At 69.2% G+C, this 20,432-nt stretch carries 21 protein-coding genes; 6 read left to right on the plus strand and 15 right to left on the minus strand.

Annotated features, from left to right (window positions below):
• Positions 1 to 112 precede the first annotated feature (112 nt).
• From ACWGID_RS31500 to ACWGID_RS31525, 6 genes are all read right to left on the minus strand, one after another.
• Entirely contained in the window at positions 113 to 958 is an 846-nt protein-coding gene (locus ACWGID_RS31500; RefSeq protein ID WP_452202757.1) for a helix-turn-helix domain-containing protein, read from the minus strand.
• A complete protein-coding gene (locus ACWGID_RS31505) occupies positions 955 to 2,355 on the minus strand; it encodes a polysaccharide lyase 6 family protein (RefSeq protein WP_452202759.1) in 1,401 nt (466 codons plus the stop codon). Before ACWGID_RS31505 ends, ACWGID_RS31500 begins: the two co-directional genes overlap by 4 nt.
• A gap of 3 nt (positions 2,356 to 2,358) precedes the next feature.
• Positions 2,359 to 3,225, minus strand: coding sequence for a carbohydrate ABC transporter permease (locus tag ACWGID_RS31510; RefSeq protein WP_452202761.1), 867 nt, complete (start codon positions 3,223 to 3,225; stop codon positions 2,359 to 2,361).
• A complete protein-coding gene (locus ACWGID_RS31515; RefSeq protein ID WP_452202762.1) occupies positions 3,222 to 4,142 on the minus strand; it encodes a carbohydrate ABC transporter permease in 921 nt (306 codons plus the stop codon). Before ACWGID_RS31515 ends, ACWGID_RS31510 begins: the two co-directional genes overlap by 4 nt.
• On the minus strand, positions 4,139 to 5,476 hold the full coding sequence (locus ACWGID_RS31520) for a sugar ABC transporter substrate-binding protein (protein ID WP_452202764.1): 1,338 nt from the start codon (positions 5,474 to 5,476) through the stop codon (positions 4,139 to 4,141). The genes ACWGID_RS31515 and ACWGID_RS31520 overlap by 4 nt, the downstream gene beginning before the upstream one ends.
• Before the next feature lie 158 nt (positions 5,477 to 5,634).
• A complete protein-coding gene (locus ACWGID_RS31525; RefSeq protein WP_452202766.1) occupies positions 5,635 to 6,213 on the minus strand; it encodes a TetR family transcriptional regulator in 579 nt (192 codons plus the stop codon).
• 48 nt (positions 6,214 to 6,261) lie between these two features.
• Here ACWGID_RS31525 and ACWGID_RS31530 point away from each other — a divergent pair, with 48 nt between their 5' ends.
• Complete coding sequence (locus tag ACWGID_RS31530; RefSeq protein WP_452202768.1) at positions 6,262 to 7,086, plus strand: class I SAM-dependent methyltransferase; 825 nt, start codon at positions 6,262 to 6,264, stop codon at positions 7,084 to 7,086.
• 133 nt (positions 7,087 to 7,219) lie between these two features.
• Here ACWGID_RS31530 and ACWGID_RS31535 read toward each other — a convergent pair whose 3' ends face one another.
• From ACWGID_RS31535 to ACWGID_RS31550, 4 genes are read right to left on the minus strand one after another with little or no spacing between them, the layout of a single operon-like run.
• Positions 7,220 to 7,795, minus strand: coding sequence for a hypothetical protein (locus tag ACWGID_RS31535; protein WP_452202770.1), 576 nt, complete (start codon positions 7,793 to 7,795; stop codon positions 7,220 to 7,222).
• 8 nt (positions 7,796 to 7,803) lie between these two features.
• Complete coding sequence (locus ACWGID_RS31540) at positions 7,804 to 9,033, minus strand: ABC transporter permease (protein WP_452202772.1); 1,230 nt, start codon at positions 9,031 to 9,033, stop codon at positions 7,804 to 7,806.
• Positions 9,033 to 9,725, minus strand: a complete 693-nt coding sequence (locus ACWGID_RS31545; protein WP_452202774.1) for an ABC transporter ATP-binding protein — start codon at positions 9,723 to 9,725, stop codon at positions 9,033 to 9,035. Before ACWGID_RS31545 ends, ACWGID_RS31540 begins: the two co-directional genes overlap by 1 nt.
• Positions 9,715 to 11,097: an efflux RND transporter periplasmic adaptor subunit gene (locus ACWGID_RS31550; RefSeq protein WP_452202776.1), complete on the minus strand. Its 1,383-nt coding sequence runs from the start codon at positions 11,095 to 11,097 to the stop codon at positions 9,715 to 9,717. The genes ACWGID_RS31545 and ACWGID_RS31550 overlap by 11 nt, the downstream gene beginning before the upstream one ends.
• A 256-nt stretch (positions 11,098 to 11,353) precedes the next feature.
• Here ACWGID_RS31550 and ACWGID_RS31555 point away from each other — a divergent pair, with 256 nt between their 5' ends.
• From ACWGID_RS31555 to ACWGID_RS31570, 4 genes are all read left to right on the plus strand, one after another.
• Positions 11,354 to 11,725: an RNA polymerase-binding protein RbpA gene (locus ACWGID_RS31555; protein WP_130448290.1), complete on the plus strand. Its 372-nt coding sequence runs from the start codon at positions 11,354 to 11,356 to the stop codon at positions 11,723 to 11,725.
• Positions 11,726 to 11,818: 93 nt separating this feature from the next.
• Positions 11,819 to 12,400 (plus strand): TetR/AcrR family transcriptional regulator, encoded by a 582-nt coding sequence (locus ACWGID_RS31560; RefSeq protein WP_452202778.1) that lies wholly within the window; start codon positions 11,819 to 11,821, stop codon positions 12,398 to 12,400.
• Positions 12,397 to 13,536: a GDSL-type esterase/lipase family protein gene (locus tag ACWGID_RS31565; RefSeq protein ID WP_452202780.1), complete on the plus strand. Its 1,140-nt coding sequence runs from the start codon at positions 12,397 to 12,399 to the stop codon at positions 13,534 to 13,536. The genes ACWGID_RS31560 and ACWGID_RS31565 overlap by 4 nt, the downstream gene beginning before the upstream one ends.
• A gap of 131 nt (positions 13,537 to 13,667) precedes the next feature.
• Positions 13,668 to 14,156 (plus strand): DUF6328 family protein, encoded by a 489-nt coding sequence (locus ACWGID_RS31570; protein ID WP_452202782.1) that lies wholly within the window; start codon positions 13,668 to 13,670, stop codon positions 14,154 to 14,156.
• A 34-nt stretch (positions 14,157 to 14,190) separates the two neighbouring features.
• Here the strand turns inward: ACWGID_RS31570 and ACWGID_RS31575 are convergent, their stop codons facing one another.
• The gene (locus ACWGID_RS31575; RefSeq protein WP_387779924.1) at positions 14,191 to 14,334 is read right to left on the minus strand and encodes a GPGG-motif small membrane protein; all 144 of its coding nucleotides are present in this window, start codon (positions 14,332 to 14,334) and stop codon (positions 14,191 to 14,193) included.
• A 169-nt stretch (positions 14,335 to 14,503) separates the two neighbouring features.
• On the opposite strand from ACWGID_RS31575, the gene ACWGID_RS31580 reads away from it, so the two are divergent.
• A complete protein-coding gene (locus ACWGID_RS31580) occupies positions 14,504 to 14,986 on the plus strand; it encodes an SRPBCC domain-containing protein (RefSeq protein ID WP_452202784.1) in 483 nt (160 codons plus the stop codon).
• A 3-nt stretch (positions 14,987 to 14,989) separates the two neighbouring features.
• Here ACWGID_RS31580 and ACWGID_RS31585 read toward each other — a convergent pair whose 3' ends face one another.
• The 4 genes from ACWGID_RS31585 to ACWGID_RS31600 form a co-directional block, all read right to left on the minus strand.
• Positions 14,990 to 17,284: an FUSC family protein gene (locus ACWGID_RS31585; protein ID WP_452202786.1), complete on the minus strand. Its 2,295-nt coding sequence runs from the start codon at positions 17,282 to 17,284 to the stop codon at positions 14,990 to 14,992.
• A gap of 100 nt (positions 17,285 to 17,384) precedes the next feature.
• On the minus strand, positions 17,385 to 18,179 hold the full coding sequence (locus ACWGID_RS31590) for an MBL fold metallo-hydrolase (protein ID WP_452202788.1): 795 nt from the start codon (positions 18,177 to 18,179) through the stop codon (positions 17,385 to 17,387).
• A gap of 423 nt (positions 18,180 to 18,602) precedes the next feature.
• Complete coding sequence (locus tag ACWGID_RS31595; protein WP_452202790.1) at positions 18,603 to 19,598, minus strand: hypothetical protein; 996 nt, start codon at positions 19,596 to 19,598, stop codon at positions 18,603 to 18,605.
• Between the two features lie 333 nt (positions 19,599 to 19,931).
• A complete protein-coding gene (locus ACWGID_RS31600; RefSeq protein ID WP_452202792.1) occupies positions 19,932 to 20,423 on the minus strand; it encodes an FxsA family protein in 492 nt (163 codons plus the stop codon).
• Between the last annotated feature and the right edge of the window lie 9 nt (positions 20,424 to 20,432).

Below are 20,432 nucleotides of genomic sequence, written 5' to 3' on the forward strand. Positions count from 1 at the left end.
CATCGCGGTGCGTGGTCAGTGGCCTCGATGCGGAGCATCGTGGGCGCTGGGCACGTGCCGTGAGGTGCGTGCCTGGGCGCCGAAAGCGCCGCCGACCGTCCGACCCAGGTCACTAGCTGGGGCGGTAGAGCTTTCGGTACTCGCTGGGGGTGACTGAACTGACCTGACGGAACACCTTGGAGAAGTACGACTGGTCCATCCCGACGGCGGCCGCGATCTCCTCCATCGGGCGGGCGGTCGCCATCAGTTCGCGCTGGGCCCACTCGATCTTGGCCCGCTTGATGTACTGCTTCGGCGACAGCCCGAACTCGGTGCGGAAGTGCCGCAGGAAGCTCGCCAGGTCATAACCCAACTCGGCGGCGAGCTCCTCCACGCTCGGCAGCGTGGCGAGGTTCTGCTGGATGTACTGCACGATCCCGGACTCACTCGTCTGCTGCGCGGCCAGCCGCACCGAGCCCGCCGGCGCGCTGTCCAGGTAGTGCGCGAACAGCGCGGTCAACGCGGACCGCAACCGCAACGGCGTCGCGAGCCCAGGTGGATCGCGATCGGCCGCGCCGACCTGCTCGAACAGGGCCGCCGCTTCCTCGGGCGCCTTGCTCGGGACGACGTACGGCAGGGTCAACAGCTCGCCGATGTCGCGGTCGCCGATCAGCGCGTTGAAGTGCAGCCAGTGCTTCCGGAACACGTTGTCGCTGATCGTCTCGTAGGACACCGGGACGTCGGCGGGCATGTACACGAGCTCGCCCGGCTTCGGGAACAGCTCCGTGTCCCCCACGACGAGCCGGCCCTCGCCCTCGAGGATCAAGTACAGCCTCGAGAACTGATCGGGCATCAACGCGCGCGACCACTCGCGGTGCACCTTGGTGATCCGCGCGGCGACAACCAGGTCCAGCCGGAGCCGGTCGAGGTACGTCCGGATCGTCTCCTGGTCGGCGTCGACGTGCTGCGCGGTCCTCATCGCGCGTGCGGCCCGACGTCGGAGGCTGTCAGCGGACGGAACTTCACCCGCGAAGGCGAGTACTCGTCCGCGCCGACATCGGCCCGCCCCATCCGGTGGTGCCCGTCGAGATCGAGGTCCACGTCCGGGTAGCGCTGCGACGCCGCGTTGATGGCCGGGCTTCCCGAGCTCAACCGCCGTACGCCGTCCGCGCCCGCCGCGAGCCGCGGGTCGACGCGGGTGAACGCGGCGGCCGGAGCGTTGCCGTCCACGGACTGTCCCCAATGGATGTTGCCCGACCAGGTGATGCCGTCCTGGAACGGCATGTTCACCAACTGCCCGCTGTCCGCCATCAGGAGATTGTCCGTCACCGCGCACTCCAGCGGCGGGAGGGTCCGGTGGCTCTCGCCGATGATCGCGGACCCGCAGTCGAGTACCGAGTTCAGCGCGATCCGGACCCGGTCCGGTGCGTCGTTGCCGGTGCGCGACTTGGACGGCTCGCCCGGGTAGTGGTCGCGGACGCTCCCGCTGCCCAGGACGACGCCGGCGCCGCTGATCCGCTCGAGGTAGTTGTTCACGATCAGGTGGTCGTTGCCGTAGATCCGGATCCCGTTCTGGCCGGACAGCAGATAGTTGCCCTCGACCCGGGTCGCGTTGCCGTGCCGGAGCACGATGCCGCCGAGGCTGTCGCGGATCGTGTTGTGCCGGATGGTGTTGCCCGACGACTTCACCGAGATCGCCTCGGGGTCGCCGTTGGCGCGCTCGAACAGGTTGAACTCGACCACCGCGCCGGCCGTCGACAGCGCTCGCGGACTGACCCCGAGCCGGATCGGCTCACCGCCGTTGTCACCGGGGAACGTGTGGTCGCGGAAGTAGTTCCGGGTGATGTGCACCCCGCGCGCCATCTGATCGGTCCCGGCGCCCTCGATCCCGAGGTAGATCCCGAGCTTCGACTTGTCGTGCCACTCGTTGTGGTCGAGCGTCGTCTCGTCGGCCTGCACCATCACCCAGTGCAGTCCGTCGAGGTCGGCCAGCTGGAAGTCGTTGCGCGTCAGCCGGATCCGCCGGCAGTCGGGCGGTACGTCGAACGTCGTACGCTGCCGGAACGCGAAGCCGCTGAGGGTGATGTCCGACGAGCCGGTCAGCACGAAGCTCTGCTCACCGGTCAGTACGACGCCACCGATCGACTCGGCCCGGATCAGAATCGGTCCACGCTTCCCGGCGACCGCGATCGGAGCTTGTACGTCGTATGTGCCGTTGGCAACTGTGATGACGGTGTCCGGCGTGGCCCGCTCGATCGCGGTGCGCAGCTCGTCCAGCGAGCGAACCAGGGTGCCGGCCGAAGCCCGGCTGGGAAGTGTGACGGTCAGGCCGAGCCCGGCGATGCCGGTGGCGGCGAGGAAAGTACGACGATCCATGTCTCACCCCTTGAGTGCGCCGGAGGTCAGACCCCGGGCGAACGAGCGTTGGAAGAAAAGGAACACCAGCACCGACGGGAGCAGTGCGAGCAACGAGGCCGCGAGGACGACGCCGGGCGTGACCGCCTGGTCGATCCGCAGCGTCCGCAGCGCCAGCGGCAGCGTGTACGACGAGGAGTTCTGGGCCACGAGCAACGGCAGCAGGTACTGGTCCCAGATCATCGTGAAGCCGAACACCCCGATCACCCCGAGCGCGGGCTTGCACAGCGGCAGGATGATCTGCGCGAAGATCCGGAACTCGCCGGCGCCGTCGATCCGGGCCGCCTCCTCGAGCTCCCGCGGTACGTCCTTCATGAATTCGGTCATCACCAGGATCGAGAACGCCCACGCGCCGAGCGGCACGATCATGCCGGCCAGCGTTCCCATCAGGTCCAGGTGCAGCAGCGGCAGGTCGGCCAGCACCAGGGTGAGCGGCAGCGCGAGGATCTCCTCGGGCAGCATCATCGTGGCCAGGATCGCGACCATCACCAGCGTCATCATCGGGAACACCTTGCGGGCCAGCGCGTAGCCGGCCAGCACCGAGACGGCCACCTGGAGCAGCAGTCCGAACCCGACCACGAAGAACGAGTTCAGCAGATACCGCAGTACGCCGTGGTCGAACGCGATCCGGAAGTTGCCGAGCGTCGGCCGGTTCGGCAGCACGCTCAACTGGGTCGGGTCCGACACGTGGCTGAACGAGCCGACCAGCAGCGCCAGCAGCGGGCCGGCGAAGACGACGAACAGACCGATGTAGATCACGAACTTCGCCAACCGGGCCCAGATGCCCTTGCTCTCGGTCAGCCCCAACGCGGTCTCGGTGGCGGCACTCATGCGGCCCTCCTTCGGCGCAGCAGCTGGACGCACACCGTGAGCACGAGCGTCGCAGCGAACAACAGCACCGCACCGGCCGAACCGACGCCGAGGCGACTCTGCTCGAGCCCCAGCTTGTAGATGAGCGTCATGACGACCTCGGTCGAGCCGTTCGGCCCGCCGTTGGTCAGCAGGAACACCTCGGTGAACGTCCGGAACCCACGGACGGCGGCCAGCACGAACAGGATCGCGAACACCGGCCGCAGCCCCGGCAGCGTGACGTGCAGGATCCGCTTCCAGGTCGAGGCCCCGTCTACGGTCGCGGCCTCGTACAGCCCGCGGTCGATCCCGGCCAGCCCGGCGAGGAAGATCATCATGTCGTACGGCGCCCCGCGCCAGATGCCCGTCACGGCGATCGAGGCGAGCGACGTGTGCGGATCGTTGATGAACCCGGACGGACCGAGCCCGATCAGGCCGATCACCTGGTTCATCAGTCCGTCGCTCGTCGGGTGGTACATGATCCGCCACAGCTCCGCGGTCACCGCGAGCGGTACGACGACCGGCAGGAACGCCGCGGACCGGATGAACGTCAGCTTGCGCGTCTGTCCCTCGACGAGCAACGCCAGCCCGAACCCGAGCACCATCGAGCCGAAGGTCTGCCCGACCGCCAGCACGATCGTGTTCCACGCCGCCGACCGGAACCCGTCCGAGGACAGGATCTCCGCGTAGTTGGCGCCGCCGACCCAGGTGTTGCCGAGGTACGGGCGTACCTCCTGGAACGACATCGACACGGCCCGCGCCATCGGGATGAACTTGAAGTAGAGGAACAGGATCAGCGCGGGTGCCAGGAACAGCCACGGCACCCACCACTGACCACTGATCCGGCGCCGCTCCCGGGTCGCGGTCCGCACGACCGGCGCGCTCAGGGATGCGGTCACGACGCGCCGATGCCCTGCTGGCCGAGCGCCTCACCGAGCTTCGTGTCGAGCTTCTGGAGCTCGGAGTTCACGTCCAGGCCGCAGTCCGCGATCAAGGCGTTCACGGTGTCCGCGGAGCTCTGCCGTACCACGGTCCAGTTCGGGATCGAGGGGGCGTAGCGACCGTGCTCGCGGTACACGTCGGCGTACAGCTTCCAGCGGGGGTCGGGGCGGACCGTGCTGATGTCGACGTTCTTGTTGACCGGCAACTGGACGATGAAGGCCTTCTCGCCCTCCATGCCGATCTTCTGGCCCTCGGCGGAGATGGCGTAGCCGGCGAACGCGTTCTGGCCCGCCTCGTTCTTCGAGCCGGCCATCAGGTAGACGCTGCCGCCCTCGGCCAGGACGGTCGAGTCCTTCGGGCCGGCGGGCATCGGCACGACCTCGTACTTGTCCTTGCCGAGCGAGCTGTCGAAGCGCGGCATCAGGTACGGACCGACGACGTACATGCCGGTCTTGCCCGCCTCGAACGTCTCGTTGGTGGGCGGGGTGTCCATCGTCGCGGCGCCGGGCTGGATCACCTTCGACGTACAGGCGAGGTCGCGGAACCACTTGGTGGCGGCGACCGACTCCGGGGTCGACATCGCGGGCTTGTACTTGCCGTCGGGCTGCTTCGCGATGAAGTCACCGCCGGCGGCCCAGAGGAAGTTCGAGAAGTACCACGAGGCGTAGCCGCGCTTGGTGGAGCCGGGCACCGCGAGGCCATAGGTGTCGGCCTTGCCGTTGCCGTCCGGGTCCTGAGTGGTGAAGGCCTTCGCCAGGGCGGCCATCTGGTCCCAGGTCGTCGGCGCGGGCAGGCCGGTCTTCGCGCGCCAGTCCTTGCGGATCAGCAGCGCCGAGGCCTGCGCGGAGTACGGGACGCCGTACGTCTTGCCGTCGGAGGCACGGGCGGCCTCGATGGCGGGCTCCAGCAGTTGGTCGCCGCCCTTGATCTGGCTCAGGTCGACCTGGCGCACGATGCCCTGGCCGACCATCGTGCCGAGCTGCGACGAGTCGTTCATGACGATGTCCGGCAGGTCCTTCTGCGCGGCGCGCTGGGACAGCTTGGTCTCGAAGTCGTCGAAGATCGCCGTGACCTCGACCTTCTGGCCGGTCGCCGCCTCGAAGGCCGCCGCGAGCTTCTTCATTCCCTTCTCCCCGTCACCACCGGGGGTCGTCCGCGCCCACAGCTCCAGCGGGGCGGACGAGTCCTGTGCGGTCTGACCGGCGCCGCCGGTCCCGCAGGCGGCCAGGGTCAGGACCGCTCCGAGCCCGAGGGCGAGCAGTCTGAACGGCCGGATCACGGACACACTCATGCCAGGTTCCTGTCTACGAAGAGGCCGATTTGTACTTTTTTGGCCTCATTTCGTCGCAAGATAGCGCTTTCCAAGCTGAGCCGTCAATGAGTCATCCGATCTCTCCCCACAGACCGTAGGCCGACCCGCGGGTCGGGGACGGCGTGGTTGGGTGGCGACTAGGCGGGGACGACTGAAGCGACGAACGCCCGCACCTGCGCGACCGTCGGGCGTGTCCCGGTGCGGTCGGCGAACAGCAGGTGGGTGGAACCGATCAGGGTGAGACCCAAAGTGTTCAGATCGGCGCCGGCCGGGATCCGGCCGATCGCCTGCTCCGCCGTCAGGTACTCCAGCAGGATCCGGCCGGCATCGGTCAGGATCGGTACGCCGGTCGGCACCGCCGCGCGCAAGCGGGCCCGCAGGCCGTCGCGCGAGATCGTCAGGCTGACGATCGCCACCGCGACCGACCCGAACAGATCGGTCAGCATCGCGGTCAGGTTGTCGACGACCGTCCCGTGGCCGACCGAGTCCCGCAGTACGGCGGCCTGGTCGTCGAGGCGACGGATGCGGTCCAGGACGAGCTCGGCGAGGAAGCCGTCGAAGTCGGTGAAGTGCTTGTGCAGGACACCTTTCGCGACGCCGGCCTCGGTGGTCGCCGCGCGACTGGTGAGCGCTTCCGGCCCGTCCCGGAGCAGCACCCGCTCGGCGGCGTCGAACAGTTGCTCCCGCGCGTCCCGCATCGCCACGCCCGTCGGCATACGCACCTTCCTTGACGCGAGTGGGCAACCGCCCACTATCGTGGGCACATGCCCACTCTACCGTCGCCCGAGCCCGGAGGACCGGCCCGTGCACGCGCCCATTCCCGGCGCGACATGGCCGAATCCTTCGGCACCGATCCCGCTCTCTACGACCGCGCCCGCCCGCAGTACCCCGAGGCCTTGATACACGCGGTCGCCGCCTCAGCGCCCGGAACCGACGTGCTCGACGTGGGCTGCGGGACCGGGATCAGTTCCCGCCAGTTGCAGGCGGCCGGTTGCCAGGTGCTTGGCGTCGAGGTGGACGAGCGCATGGCGGCGTACGCGCGCACCACCGGTGTGGACGTCGAGGTCTCCCCCTTCGAGTCCTGGGACGTGGCCGGACGGGCCTTTGATCTCCTCACGGCCGGGATGGTGTGGCACTGGATCGACCCGGCCGTCGGCAGCGCGAAGGCCGCCGAAGTCCTCCGGCCCGGCGGTCGCTTCGCCGCCTTCTGGTACGTCCTGCAACCGCCTGCCGACCTCGGCGCCGCCTTCGCCGCGGTCCATCGCGAGGTGATCCCGGACAGCCCGGCCGCGTCCCACGCCGCCGCGTCACCCCTCGGCGCGTACGAGCACTTCCTCGATCAGACGGCCGACAGCCTCACCGCGACCGGTGCCTTCACCGACCTCGAGCGCCCGACGTTCCCGTGGTCGCGGGAATACACCCGCGACGAATGGCTCGACCAGCTCCGGACGAGCGGCCTGGCGAAACCGCTCGCCGACGCCGGCAAGCTCGACGCCGTCCTCGAAGGGACCGGCGCCGCGATAGACGCGGTCGGCGGCAGCTTCACGCTCGACTCCGTCGCCGTCGCCCTCACCGCGACCAGGAAATGAACGTGCGCCCGGCCGGGGTGCTGGCCGGACGCACGGATCGTGGCGGATCTGCAGGCCATCACAATCCGGAGATCGCGGCTGCCGGCACGCTCAGGCGGGCGGTGCGTTCGCGATTGTGATGGCCTGGGGATCCTCAGCGCGAGGACGGGGTCGCGCTCGGGTTGTTCGGGTTGCGGAAGCCGCCGCCGAACGAGCCCTGGCGGACGCTGTTCGCGGTGATCGAGCCGTTCGCGTTCTGACCGGTGACGACCACCTGCTCCCCCGCCTTCAGATCTGCGGCGGTCCCCTTCGCGGTGATCTCGTATGTCGTGTCGCCGGTCAGCTTCACCGTGACGTTCCCGGACTGGGTCTTCACGACCAGCTCGGAACTGTTCGCCGACACGACGGTGCCGATCGTGCCGCCGCCACCCTGACCACCTGGCTGCCCCGTACCGTTCGGTCCACCGTTCTGGCCGCGGAAACCGCCGTACCCACCGGCTCCATACCCGCCCGCACCGCGGCCGCCGGCCTGCGGCTGGTTCGACGAGCTGTCCGAGGCGAATGCGGCGTGCAGCCCGGCGCCGCCCCCGAGACCGACGGCGAGCACGACCACACCGGCGAGGATCGCCGTCGCCAGCGGCAGGTTGAGGGTCTTCTTCGGCTTCAGCGCCGCGTCGACTTCCTCGTCGGACCCGATCTGGGCGAACTCGTCGGGCGTCTGGTTGCTCATGGTGCCTCTCACTCGTGTCGTAGTGCGTCGATGGGACGGAGTCCGGCGGCTCGGTGCGCCGGCATGCTGCCGAAGAACAGGCCGACCGCCGCGGACACGCCGAGCGCGAGTCCGATCGACGACGGCACCAGCGCGGGCGTCACGCCGGCGAGCTGGAAGCGGGTGACGATCAGCGCGGCCCCGACGCCGACCGCGCCGCCGATCAGGCTGAGCAGCGTCGCCTCGATCAGGAACTGCCCGAGGATCGTCGGCCGCCGCGCGCCGAGCGCCTTCCGGATTCCGATCTCGCCGGTCCGCTCGGTGACCGTGACGAGCATGATGTTGGTGACACCGATCCCGCCGACCACCAGGCTGATCGCGGCGACGGTCGCCAGCAGCGCGGTGAAGGTCGCGGCGGTGTCCTGGCTGGTCTGCAGGATCTGCGCCGAGTTCGTGATCCGGAACGGCGATGTCTCGGTCGCAGGCACCTGGTGCCGAGCGGTCAGCAACTGTGTGACCTCGGCCTGCGCGGTGTCGACCCGGTCCTTGTCAGACGCCTGTACGACGATCTGGTTCAAGGCGCCGTACCCGGCCTGCGTCGCGCGGAGCGTGGTGATCGGGACGATCGCGGTCGCGTTCGGGTCGTTGAACCCGGTGCTGTCCTTGCTGGACAGGACGCCGAGGACGGTGAAGTCGACGGCGCCGAGTTTGATCGTCTGCCCGACCGCACTCGCCGGGCGGGTGAAGAGCTCGGTGGCGGCGGTCTGCCCGAGCACGATGACGCGCTGCGAGCTGTCGACGTCCGCCCGGGTGAACGACCGGCCGATCTGCACCGGGGTGTTCGTGGCGGGCAGGTAGTCCGGCGTGGTGCCGATCACCTGGTTGACGGTGTAGCTGGTGTCGCCGTTGGTCGCCGTACCGGAGCTGGTCATCACCGGGGCGACCGAGGCCACGTCGGGCGCCAGCTTCTTGTCCGCGAGTGCGGCGGCGTCCTCCAGGGTCAGGCTGTACTGCTGGTTCGCCGGGCCGGCCTGGCCGCGGACGAAGCCGCCACCGCCTCCGGTCGTGGAGACCGTGAGCAGGTTCGTGCCCATCGCCTCCAGCCGGTCCTGCACTGCCTTGCCGGAGCCGTTGCCGACCGCAACCAGCACGATGACCGCGCCGACCCCGATCGACACGCCGAGGACGGTCAGCAGGGATCTGAGTTTGTTCGCTGTCAGACCGCGCAGGGCGGCGCCCATCAGATCGCGTGGTGACATCAGCGGGTCACCTCGTCGGAGACGATCTGGCCGTCGGACACCTGCAACACCCGCCGGGCACGAGCCGCGACCTCGTGCTCGTGCGTGATCACCACGATCGTCCGGCCGTTGGCGTGCAGGTCGTCGAACATGCCCAGCACCTCGTCGGTCGAGTGCGCGTCCAGGTTTCCGGTCGGCTCGTCGGCGAGCAGGATCCGCGGACCCGTCGCCAGCGCGCGGGCGATCGCCACCCGCTGCTGCTGACCGCCGGACAGCTGGTTCGGCCGGTGGCCGGTGCGGTCCGCGAGGCCGACCAGCTCCAGCGCCCGATTGGCCCGCCGGCGGCGCTCGGCCCGGCGCAGGTGCGCATAGGTGAGCGGCAGTTCGACGTTCGCCAGCGCGGTCGTGCGGGGAATCAGGTTGAACGACTGGAAGATGAACCCGATCTTCCGGCCGCGGACGAGGGCCTGCTGGTCCTCGGACAGTCGCGCGACGTTGCTGCCGTCCAGCCAGTACTCCCCGCGGGACGGTACGTCGAGGCAGCCGAGGATGTTCATCAACGTCGACTTGCCGGATCCGGACGAGCCCATCACCGCGACGTACTCGCCGGCGTCGACCCGCAGCGACACGCCCCGCAGGGCACGCACCGTGGTCTCGCCGTGGCCGTAGGTCTTGGTGACGTCCCGGATCTCGATCAGGGACTCAGCGGCCACGGAAGCCTCCGGCCCCGGTACCCGCGCCCGCTCCAGCACCCGTACCGGCGCCGGGGAACTGACCGCCGCCTGGCTGACCCTGCCGGTTCTGACCGTTCTGGGTGCCGGTGCCACCGATCGCACCCTGCAGGAGCTCGACCTGGTCGCCCTCGTTCAGACCCGAGGTGATCTGCGTGTAGCTGTCGCCACGAACGCCGACCTTCACCTCCCGCGTGCCACTCCCGTCAGCCATCGTGACCGTGTACGTCGTACCGCTCGTCGCGATCGCCGTACTCGGGACGAAGAGGGCGTTGGCGGCCTTCGCGGTCTGGACCGTGACGTTCGCGGTCTGGCCGATCCGAGCGTTCGCCGGGAGCTTGGCGAGGCTGAACGTCGCGGAGTACGAGACGACGCCGTTGGTGGTGGTCGGCGTCGGCGAGACCGTCGCCAGCGAGGCGGTCAGCGACGTACCGGGCTGGGCGTTCAGGGTCACGGTCGCGGACTGGCCGGCCTTGATCTTGATCGCGTCGGCCTCCGCGAACGCGGCCACCACCTGGAGCGACTTCAGGTCGGAGATGTCGACGAAGCCGGTACCCGACGTGGACGACGTACTCGAGCTCGTCGAGGATGAACCTTGACCTGAGGTCGAGGCTTGGCCGGTGCCGCTGCTGCTGCCTGAACCTGAGCTGGACCCGCCGGCCACCGAGCCGACCGAGCCGTTGATCGCGGTGACGGTGCCGGCGATCGGCGCTTTCAGGGTGGTCGCGTCGACGGCGGCCTGGGCGGCCTCGACGTTCTGGTCGGACTGCTCCTTGTCGGCCTTGGCCTTCGCCAAGCTCGCCTCGGCGTTGCTGACGGCAACTTCCGGACTCTGACTCTGCCCTTGACCTTGAGACTGTGTCTGAGATTGGGACTGCTGTTGACCGTTGGAAGCAGTGGGGGTCGGGGACGGCGAGGCCGAGGCCTCCTCGGCCGCCTCGAGCGCGTCCTGCGCGTCCTCGAGCGACCCCTCGGCGGCGGTCACCGAGTTCGCCGAGGCGATCTGGTTCTGGTCGGCGATCCGCAGCTGCCGCTCGGCCGCGGCCGGGTCGATCTTCGCGATGGCTGCGCCCTTCGCCACAACCTGGCCGACCTTCACCAGCACCTGGGTCACCGTGCCCGAGGTCTCGAACTGCGGCGACGCGGTCTGGGAGCTCTGCAGGGTGCCGCTGGAGCTCACGCTCGCGGTCACCGCGCCCCGCTGCACGGCGACGGTCGGCCGGGTCGCGCTCGCGGCCGGCGGGTCCTTCTTGAAGAACAGGAAATAGGCGGTGACTGCGATCACCAGGACGATGGCTACCAGAGCCACGTTCACGAAGTTGAGGCCACGGATCTTGTGGCGGGGTAGCACCATGGCAGCAGACGGTAGGCACGGTTGCTGAGGAGGAGATCCTCACTTCCTGGCAACAACCTGTGAACCAGATATCGATTTGGGGCGTCGTACGTCAGGTGCCCGGCGACACACCGTGGTCTGTGAACACTCGATAACAGCGGGTCACGACCGCGTTATCAAGGGCTGTCAGGTGCGTACATATGGCTCGGACATGCCAAAATGGGAATGATCCGGGCCGGCCGACCGTTGGCACGGATGACGATCTCGGAGGTTTGACATGTCTAATCGCGTACTGCGTGGTTCGGGGCTGGGTGGGGTCAGCTTCGAGGATGACCGCGGTGTCGAGTTCGCGCCGCGCCAGATGATCACGTATGACTGCCCCCGCGGCCACGTGGTCGAGGTGACCATGGCGCACGACGCCGAGGTGCCCGCGGTCTGGGAATGCCCGCACTGCGGCAGCGAGGCCGCCCGGTCCACCGGTGAGAAGCCGGAGCCGAAGCAGGAGAAGCCGGCCCGTACGCACTGGGACATGCTGCGCGAGCGCCGGAGCATCTCCGAGCTGGAGGAGCTGCTGGCCGAGCGGGTCGAGCTGCTCCGTAAGGGCGAGATCGGTCCGGCGCACCTGCACCGGACCAAGCGCACGGCCTGAGCCTAAGCACAGGGACCCTCACCGCAACGGCGCGGTGAGGGTTTCTTTGTGATCCGATTTGCCTAAAGGGTTTAGGTAATTTCATAATGAGCTATGGCAAGAGCGGGGTTGAGCGGCGTGCGGCTGGCGCAGGCGGGTGCCGAGCTCGCCGACGAGGTTGGCTTCGAGCAGGTCACCGTGTCGGCGCTGGCGCGGCGGTTCGGCGTCCAGGTGGCGAGTCTTTACTCACATGTGAAGAGCTCGCAGGACCTGAAGGCGCGGATCGCGACAGTCGCGCTCTCCGAGCTGGCCGACCACGCCGCTGCCGCCCTGGCCGGTCGCTCCGGGCGTGACGCGCTCACCGCGTTCGGGAACGTGTACCGCGACTATGCGCACAACCACCCGGGTCGGTACGCCGCTGCCCGGTACCTGACCGCCGCGCCGTCTCCGGAGTACATCGAGGCGGGCCGGCGGCACTCCGAACTGAACCTGGCGCTGCTGCGCGGGTACGACCTCGGCGAGCCCGCGCAGACCGATGCGATCCGGCTGCTCGGGAGCGTCTTCCACGGGTACGTCAGCCTCGAGCTGACCGGCTCGTTCAGCTACAGCTCGCCGGACAGCGCGGACAGCTGGCCGCGCATCCTCGACTCCCTCGACTCCCTCCTCCGCAACTGGCCCGAGAGGCATCTTTCGTGATCACCACCGACATCACCACCGACCTGCTCCGCGGCAGCCTCGACCTCGAGAAGGCCGAGCGCGGACTCCTCCCGCACCGCCTGCCCGCCTGGGCGCGGACGCAGTACGACGACGCTCAGATGTCGATGGTCGAGACGCAACCGTCCGGGGTCCGGCTCGTGTTCCGCACCGCGGCGACCGTGATCGAGCTCGAGACGGTGCCGACGAAGCGGGACTACGTCGGCGCCCCGGAGCGGCCGGACGGCGTGTACGACGTACTCGTCGACGGACAGTTGTTTCGTCAGCTGACCGCGCGTGGTGGTGATGTGATCACCATCGATCTGCGGACCGGCGCGAGCGAGCTCCAGGTCGGCGAGCCTGACACGCTGCGGGTCGACGGGCTGGACGGCGTACCGAAGACGGTCGAGATCTGGTTGCCGCACGCCGAGACGACCGAGCTTGTTGCCCTGCGCACCGATGCGCCCGTCGAGCCGGTGCCGTCGGTGCGCCCGGTGTGGGTGCATCACGGCAGCTCGATCAGTCACGGTTCGAACGCGACGCACCCGACCGGCACGTGGCCGGCGCTGGCCGCGGCTCAGGCCGGGGTCGAGCTGGTGAACCTGGGCTTCGGCGGCAGCGCGTACCTGCAGCCGTTCATCGCGCGCACCATCCGCGAGACGCCGGCCGATCTGATCAGCGTCAAGCTCGGGATCAACATCGTGAACGCCGACGCGATGCGCCTGCGGTCGTTCACCCCCGCCGTCCACGGCTTCCTCGACACGGTCCGCGACGGCCACCCGGAGACGCCACTGCTCGTGGTCTCCCCCATCCTCTGCCCCATCCACGAGGACACACCGGGCCCGACCGGCTGGGATCTGTCCGCGCTGGCCGCCGGCGAGATCCGGTTCAGCGCCACCGGCGACCCCGACGACGTCCCGGCCGGCAAGCTCACGCTGTCGGTCATCCGCGCCGAACTCGCCCGCATCGTCACCCAGCGCGCCCTGTCCGACACGAACCTCTTCTACCTCGACGGCCTGGACCTGTACGGCGAAGCCGACAACCGCGCCCACCCGCTGACCGACGACTTGCACCCCGATGCGCCCACCCACGAACTGATCGCGAGCCGCATCACCCAGCACCCCTTCTTCAACCGCTGACCCGCCGCTGACCTGCTGCCGACCGGCCGCCCGGCCGGTCCGATACCCGGGCGTCGCGCCGGATTCGGGTGTCAGCGCCGGGAGCCACGGGCACTGCTAACGCTGACGTGGTTCAAGGAAAGGCGCGCGACATGATCACCGAATCGTTGACCTACGAGCGGAACGGGGAGGGTTCGGGGGAACGACTCGATCGGCATTGGAACGAACTGCTGCAGGAGTTGCGGCTGGTACTGACCGGCACGCAGATCCTGTTCGCGTTCCTGCTGGGAATCGCATTCCAGAGCCGGTTCCACATCACCGACGAGTTCACGCACGTCGTGTACACCGGCACGCTCGTCGCCGCGGCGCTCGCCGTCGCGCTGTTCCTGGCTCCGGTCGCCCTGCACCGGCAGCTGTATCAGCGGGGTCTGCGTGACCGTCTGGTCACCACCACGGACCTCCTGGCCCGAGCAGGGATGACGCTGCTCGTGGTGTCGGTGTGCGGTGGCATGCTGATCGCGCTGGACGTCGTACTGCGCCGGTCGCTCGCGATCGCCGTGGTCGCCGGCGTGCTGGTCTGGTTCGCGACGTTCTGGCTGGTGCTGCCGGCGTACGTCGGGAGCCGGCGGACCGACTCCTGACTGTACGACGTGCTGCTCAGGTCAGGTGGTCGGTTCAGGTGAAGATGCTGACGCCGCCGGGGCCGACCAGGAGGCCGATGACGATCAGGGCCGCGCCCCAGAGGATCTGGCCACGGAACAACGACACGATGCCGGAGATGACGAGGATCACCGCGATGATCCAGAGGATGAATGCCATGTCTCTTCCCTTGTGACGGACCGGGCGGCTGCCCGGCGGTACGGGTTCTTGCGGCAGCCAGGTGCCCGCGCGAACCAGCAGCGAAACTCGCAGGGACGGCCCACGATGCAGCTACCGGCCGGACTGCTCGGACATGCATCAAAAGTGCTCTGATGGGCACCAGTAACGCATGGCGACCAGAGAACACCGGGTGCGGGCGACCGGCACGGATCGCTCGCCACAGCTGAGGTACATCAAGACGCTGGACTGTGACGCGGAACGTTTGTGGACGCTGATGACGAAACCGGAGCTGCTCAGCGAGTGGCTGGGGGCAACGATTTTCAGCGACACCCAGTACGGGGGTTTCACGGTGACGACCGGCGCCGGCACACAGCGAACAGGGCTCGTGACGGCCTGCGTCCCACAGCACTACGTGCAGTTGGCGTGGGACGACCCGCCCCACGCGCCGAGCACGGTCATCGCGGACGTGGTTCCCGGCACTCATGACGCGCACCTGATCCTCACGCACGGCGGCCTCGCGCGCGAACTCGTCGCGGGCTACCGCGTCTTCTGGACGGGGGCGTTGGAGCGGCTCACGCAGTACGTCGCGGGCCGGCTGCCGAAGCGGGCACCGTCACCGTGGCAGCTCCCCGGAAGCGCCGGCGGCAGCTGACTTTCACGGTACGGCGCGTGCGGCGCGGGGCTCTGCGCTGCGGGAGGGTGCGCTGCGGGGCTCGCCGGTGACCGTGCGATGCGCGGCGGCCGCGAGGCTCGGTTGCAGGCGACGTACGACTTCCAGGTGATCGTTGGTCCACAGGATCCGGATGGCGGTCGGCGTCGCCTGTCCCTCCACGTCGTACAGATCACGTCGTACGGCGTCGACGAGGCGCGCCTTGGTCGCGTGATCGCGCTCCAGCGGGTCGGGCACATGACCGCGTCCGTCCAGGGCTCCCGCGAGATCGGAGTACCACTGCAGCAGCCGGTAGGCCGACGCGAGCAGCGCTGCCTGTGCGGCGGCCCGATCATCGGTCGGCGCGCGTCCATCGGCGTACCGCTCCCACAGCTCGAGTACGGCGTCCGCCGCCAGCCGGATCCCGACGACTCCGGTGACGAGCGCCGTCATGTCGCTGAGCGGCACCCGCTTCGCTCCGCGTTCGGCGAGGTACGTGCGGAACGTGTCGTCGAGTCGGCGCGCCGCGGCGGCTGCCCGGCGCCCGTCCTGCGGAACTGTCGGTCCGGCCGCGCAGCAGGACACGGCGTACCCGACGACGTCCACCAGGTACCGCGCGCTGTCCGCGTACGCCTCTGCCAGTGCCTTCCCGACCGCCTTCGCGGCGCCGTGCGGCCAGAACAACAGGCCGACGAGCAGACTCACTGCGCACCCGAGCGCGATGTCCTCGATGCGGAACAGGATCAGCGACCAGCCTTGGGGTTGAGCGATGTTGAACAGGATCACCAGCGTCACCGTGAACGCCGCCTGCCCGGTCGCGAACGAGATCGCGGCCGGCACGATCCCGGCGATCAGCACCGCGACCGGGAGCAGGATCCACAGCGCCATCCGGTTCTCGCCGATCAGCGCCAGGAGACCGGCGCCGATGATCGAGCCGACCACCGTCCCGCTGATCGCGCGATACGCGTTCTGACCGGTGTTCAACGCGTTGGAACGCAGTACCGACAACGTCCCGAGGATGACCCAGAAACCGTGCTCTACGCCGGTCAGGTTCGCCACCGCAACCGCCCCGGCCAGACCGACCGCTCCCCTGATGCTGTTGTGCAGCCAGACCGAATGCGGCTCGAGGTGCGCCGTGGCGCGTTCGACCGCGCTGGCCACCGGACCACGCAGCGAACTCGGCTCGCGCCCGAGCAGACGCTCCCCCCACGTCCGCTGCTCCGCGGCCCGTGCGGCCTCGACGTTCTGCGCAACCAGCAGGACGGCGAACGCGATCTCCTGCGCGCGGAACGACACGCCCAGGGTGCTGACCAGCTCGGCGATGCCGACGTGTGATCCGGCCGGCAACCGGGACACCGCGCTCTCCTCGAGCAAGGCGACCACATCCCGCAGAGCCTTGGAGGCGGCGGTCAGCTCGTCGACGGACCGAGCCGGATCCTCCAGCAGGTCCGCGCATAGCTCCAGCACCTCCGCGGCCGCGACATGCACAGCGGCAGACTCGGCGTCGCACGTCGGTCCCGGCGTCATACCCGGCCCGGATTCGCCGAGGATCGCGCTCAGCCAGGTGAGCTCGTCCACCAACCGCACGATGGACCTCGACCCGGTGGACAAGCCGGTCGGCCGGTACGGCGTCGAGGTGAACGCACGCCGCAACTCGTCGCTCAGCTTCGCGGCATGCTCCGTCCGTACGACGCAGACCTCGGGCGTGTCCCGTGCCTCGGAGCGCACCTGCGCGGCCGCCGCCCGGCACACCCGAGCCGCGGGAGCCCCGAGCGGATCGGCCGGCGCCCGCGGCCACAGCAGCCAGGCGGCGAACACGGCCGCAACGCCGGCGATCGCTACCCCGGTCAGTCGATCGGGCACGGCGGACATCGGCGCCGGTGTCGCCACGGACAGGATGAACGCGAGCAAGAGCGACGTACTCGCACCGGCGAGGACCGAGCTGACCACTCCGGAGAACAGGACGCTGAAACCGACGACGGCCGTGGCGACGATCGCCGACCACATCGACTGACTCGCGAGGGTGCCCAGCGAGACCAGCACGAGCCACGCCAGCGCGAGCTGGATCTGCGCCCGGATCCGCTGCGCCGCGGTGCCCGGGAAATCGACCAGCAGCAGCATCGCGAACGCACCGAACGCGGCGAAGGTCCCGATCGCCGGCGCCTTCAGGACCTCGGCACAGAACGCGAACAGAATCGGCATCACCACCGCGGTCCTGGCCGCCCGGCGCGTCGCACCGAGACCAGGGTCCCGTCGGCGCAGCCACGCGACGAGCCGGCCGCCGAGTGCCTTCACCCGCATCCCTGACCCTTCGCTCCCCGACCGCCCGACCCCGATCTGTGCCAGTGTCCTCCACCCGGTCGCTCCGGTCACGCGCCCCGGCTGATCGGATCGGGCAACCTCAGTTCGGCCGCTCGGCGCACAGGCAGCCGACCCCGCGCTCGATCCACTCCGGGAGCCGCCAGTCGGGGTGGCGCTCGATCATCAACGCCCGTACCTCGGCCGCGGTGTCGTCCTCGGACACGTTCGAGTCCCGCCGGCGCCAGGTCTCGTCACGCAACTCCGTGAGGTAGTCGTGGACCTGTCCGAGCAGGCGCGCGTCACCGACCGCTCCATGACCGGGTACGACGGTTCTCGGTGCTTCCGCCACGAGGCGTTCCATCACCGCGATCCAGCGCAGGCCGGACACGTCCACGTCGTACGGCGGGAACCACGGGAAGATCGCGAACTGGCCGGCCTCGACGAGATCGCCGGTGAACCTCACGCCCGCGTCGGGGACCGTGATGACCTGATCGCCCTTGCTGTGCGCGCGTCCGGTCGGCCGGAGCTCGACGGTCCGGCCACCGAGGTCGAGCTCGTACGTGCCGTCGTACGTCAGGTCCGGCGTCGGGAGTTCCACGCCCTCCAGCTCGCGGGCGACGGGCTCGCCGAGTTGCCGGAACATCGTGAGGTAGCCCTCCCCCTTGCCGGCCAGGTCGTCGGCCTGCGCGGCGTTGACCAGGTACGTCGCCTCCTCGGCGAACACCTGTGCGCCGAAGGCGTGCTCGGGGTGGAAGTGCGTGGTGGTCAGGTAGAGGCGACGGCCGTTCGCGTACTCGGTGGCGAACTTGAGCACCTGCTCGGCGTTGCGCGGGCCGAGACCGGTGTCGATCACGAGCACCGAGTGGCTGCCGCCGATCAGGCCGATGTTCGGCACCAGGTCCACGTCCTGGTTCGGGATGACAACGAGGTCGCGCGCGACCTCCTGGATGTCGGTGAGGTCGACGATCGGGTCGGCGTACGCTCAGGCAGACCAGGTCCGGGCGCGGGGCCGATCGCCGCTGGTTCCAGTTCCCCGCCGGCACAGACCCGGTCTGGCAGTCCTATTGGAACGGAGGGACACCACGCGAGGGTCCCGTCGTACGCGCCGTCCAGGAATGTCTGCAGGCAGTCCTCTGGAACGGCACGATCGGTCTCACTCCCCTGAGCCACCACGAGCCCGGCGACGAGTTCGCCACCGTCCCGGTCGTCGACATCCCGCCCAGCCCGGTCGTCGTCGCCTGGCTCGACGCGAACCCTCTCAACCTCTCCTTCGTCCGCACCGCCCGCGCCGTCTACCGGTCGACGACACCCACCGGCGCTACTTCTTCTCCAGCGTGATCGTGACCTTGTCCGGCGTCGGCACCACGACGGTGAAGACCTCGGGATTCGCGGCGAACTGCAGCGCACGACAGGACTTGCCGGGAACCGTCCGCACGACGTACGGCGATTCCGCCGTCCCCTCGCCTGCCGAGATCACCACCGGCACCTGCCCTTTCGCCGTCTCACAGGCCTTCAGGCCGTACGTCGCCCAGAACGCCGCCGCGCGCCCGCCCGAGCCGCTCAGCATCGCCACCTGGCCCGCGGCCGAAGCCTGATCGCTCGAGCCACCGCCGGCCGGTGCCGAGGTCAGCGCGAGCTGGAACCCGAGACCGCCGATGCCGGCCAGGAAGGCCCCGACCCACAACACGATGTGCTGCCCGGAGAAGACCTCGGACAGCTTCGTGTACGCCCCGCGGTCGATGAGATCGGTCCGGATCGACTCGTAGAGCACGAGGTTCGCCGCGTTGTCCTCGATCGCCTCCCGATAAGCCTGCTCGCCGGCGACCGCGGCTTGGTAGGCGACCACGTCGTTCGTCTGCTGCGCCGCCACGGCCGCCCGCTCGCATTCGTCGACCTCATCGGGCAGCTCGACCTCGGCCCGGCGGAACGCGGCGAGCTGATCCCGATACTGCTGCAAGGTCGATGCGTCGGCGGGCAGGACCGAATCCGGATGAGCCTCGATTCTGTCGATCAACGTCTGCGGTAGATCGTCGAGACTCATCTCGACCGGCAGCAGAACCTTGCTGACGCTGAACACCAGCAACCCGATGCCGATCAGACCGGCCGCACCGAGCAGTCCCGCGAGAATCAGCTGGAACGCATCGTCGTGGAAGTCGAGACTCGGCCGGGTAATGATCGGTCCGGCGCCGAAGACCACCGCCGCGACGGCAGCCAGCGCAGTGATCAGCCACTTCGCCGTACTGCGCAGCTCGGCCGACGCCGTCACCCATTTGGTGTCACCCGGAGCGGGAGGAGCCGCGTCAGTCGTTGCCACGTCGCACGCCTCGTGCGCGCCGCCGCTCGGCTACTCGTGTACGCAGCGGACCCGGTCGCCGGCCCCGCTTCCAGGTCGTGCCGTCCCACGTCCAGACCACACCGTCGTGCAGCTGCGTGGCCCCCAGATAGTCCCCGGGATCTGTTGGTGCCTTCGGCGCCATGGTGCCCCCTCCCGACGGCTCGCCCCCACCGACGAGCAACCGCGATGCAAGGAGGTTAAGCCCGCGGCGACACGCCAACAAGACTCTGCGACAATGCGGCGCCCCGGGCCCGTCCCTTGTCATCGGCAACCGTGTCGACCACGACCGCCCAGGCGAGGATCAGGCGAGGATCAGGCGTTCTTCTCCGGGTCGATGACCTCGCCCTGGATCACGTCGCCCTGGGGCGTGCCGGGCTGGTTGGGGCGGGGTTGGTCGGGTCGGGCCATGTAGGGGGCGAACCCGGCAGGCGGGGCGAGGTTGGTGACGCGGCGGTTCACGAAGCCGGTGAGGCCGCGGCGGGCCAAGGGGCGGGTGAACGGGAGGATGAAGAAGACCGCGAACAGGTCGGTGATGAAGCCCGGGACGAGCAGCAGCGTTCCGCCGATCAGGACCAGCGCGCTGTCGGTCAGCTCGCGGCCGGGGAGCTTGCCCGACTGCAGCGAGGTCTGCAGGGCGTTCCAGGCCCGACGGCCCTCACGCTTCACCAGCCACGCGCCTGCGAAGGCCTCGAGGACCAGCAGACCGACCGTCGGCCAGCCGCCGATCGCATGACCGACCTGGATGATCACGTAGATCTCCACGATCGGCACGGCCAGCAGCGCCAGCCCGATCAACCACGGCATGTCCCTACC

This window comes from Kribbella sp. NPDC054772 (genome assembly GCF_053611945.1).

What these genes read in the sequence shown, in the direction of transcription:
- ACWGID_RS31500 (WP_452202757.1), bottom strand. Translation starts at nt 958, where the DNA reads ATGAGGACCGCGCAGCACGTCGACGCCGACCAGGAGACGATCCGGACG.
- ACWGID_RS31505 (WP_452202759.1), bottom strand. Translation starts at nt 2,355, where the DNA reads ATGGATCGTCGTACTTTCCTCGCCGCCACCGGCATCGCCGGGCTCGGC.
- ACWGID_RS31510 (WP_452202761.1), bottom strand. Translation starts at nt 3,225, where the DNA reads ATGAGTGCCGCCACCGAGACCGCGTTGGGGCTGACCGAGAGCAAGGGC.
- ACWGID_RS31520 (WP_452202764.1), bottom strand. Translation starts at nt 5,476, where the DNA reads ATGAGTGTGTCCGTGATCCGGCCGTTCAGACTGCTCGCCCTCGGGCTC.
- ACWGID_RS31525 (WP_452202766.1), bottom strand. Translation starts at nt 6,213, where the DNA reads ATGCCGACGGGCGTGGCGATGCGGGACGCGCGGGAGCAACTGTTCGAC.
- ACWGID_RS31530 (WP_452202768.1), top strand. Translation starts at nt 6,262, where the DNA reads ATGCCCACTCTACCGTCGCCCGAGCCCGGAGGACCGGCCCGTGCACGC.
- ACWGID_RS31535 (WP_452202770.1), bottom strand. Translation starts at nt 7,795, where the DNA reads ATGAGCAACCAGACGCCCGACGAGTTCGCCCAGATCGGGTCCGACGAG.
- ACWGID_RS31540 (WP_452202772.1), bottom strand. Translation starts at nt 9,033, where the DNA reads ATGTCACCACGCGATCTGATGGGCGCCGCCCTGCGCGGTCTGACAGCG.
- ACWGID_RS31550 (WP_452202776.1), bottom strand. Translation starts at nt 11,097, where the DNA reads ATGGTGCTACCCCGCCACAAGATCCGTGGCCTCAACTTCGTGAACGTG.
- ACWGID_RS31555 (WP_130448290.1), top strand. Translation starts at nt 11,354, where the DNA reads ATGTCTAATCGCGTACTGCGTGGTTCGGGGCTGGGTGGGGTCAGCTTC.
- ACWGID_RS31560 (WP_452202778.1), top strand. Translation starts at nt 11,819, where the DNA reads ATGGCAAGAGCGGGGTTGAGCGGCGTGCGGCTGGCGCAGGCGGGTGCC.
- ACWGID_RS31570 (WP_452202782.1), top strand. Translation starts at nt 13,668, where the DNA reads ATGATCACCGAATCGTTGACCTACGAGCGGAACGGGGAGGGTTCGGGG.
- ACWGID_RS31575 (WP_387779924.1), bottom strand. Translation starts at nt 14,334, where the DNA reads ATGGCATTCATCCTCTGGATCATCGCGGTGATCCTCGTCATCTCCGGC.
- ACWGID_RS31580 (WP_452202784.1), top strand. Translation starts at nt 14,504, where the DNA reads ATGGCGACCAGAGAACACCGGGTGCGGGCGACCGGCACGGATCGCTCG.
- ACWGID_RS31585 (WP_452202786.1), bottom strand. Translation starts at nt 17,284, where the DNA reads ATGCGGGTGAAGGCACTCGGCGGCCGGCTCGTCGCGTGGCTGCGCCGA.
- ACWGID_RS31600 (WP_452202792.1), bottom strand. Translation starts at nt 20,423, where the DNA reads ATGCCGTGGTTGATCGGGCTGGCGCTGCTGGCCGTGCCGATCGTGGAG.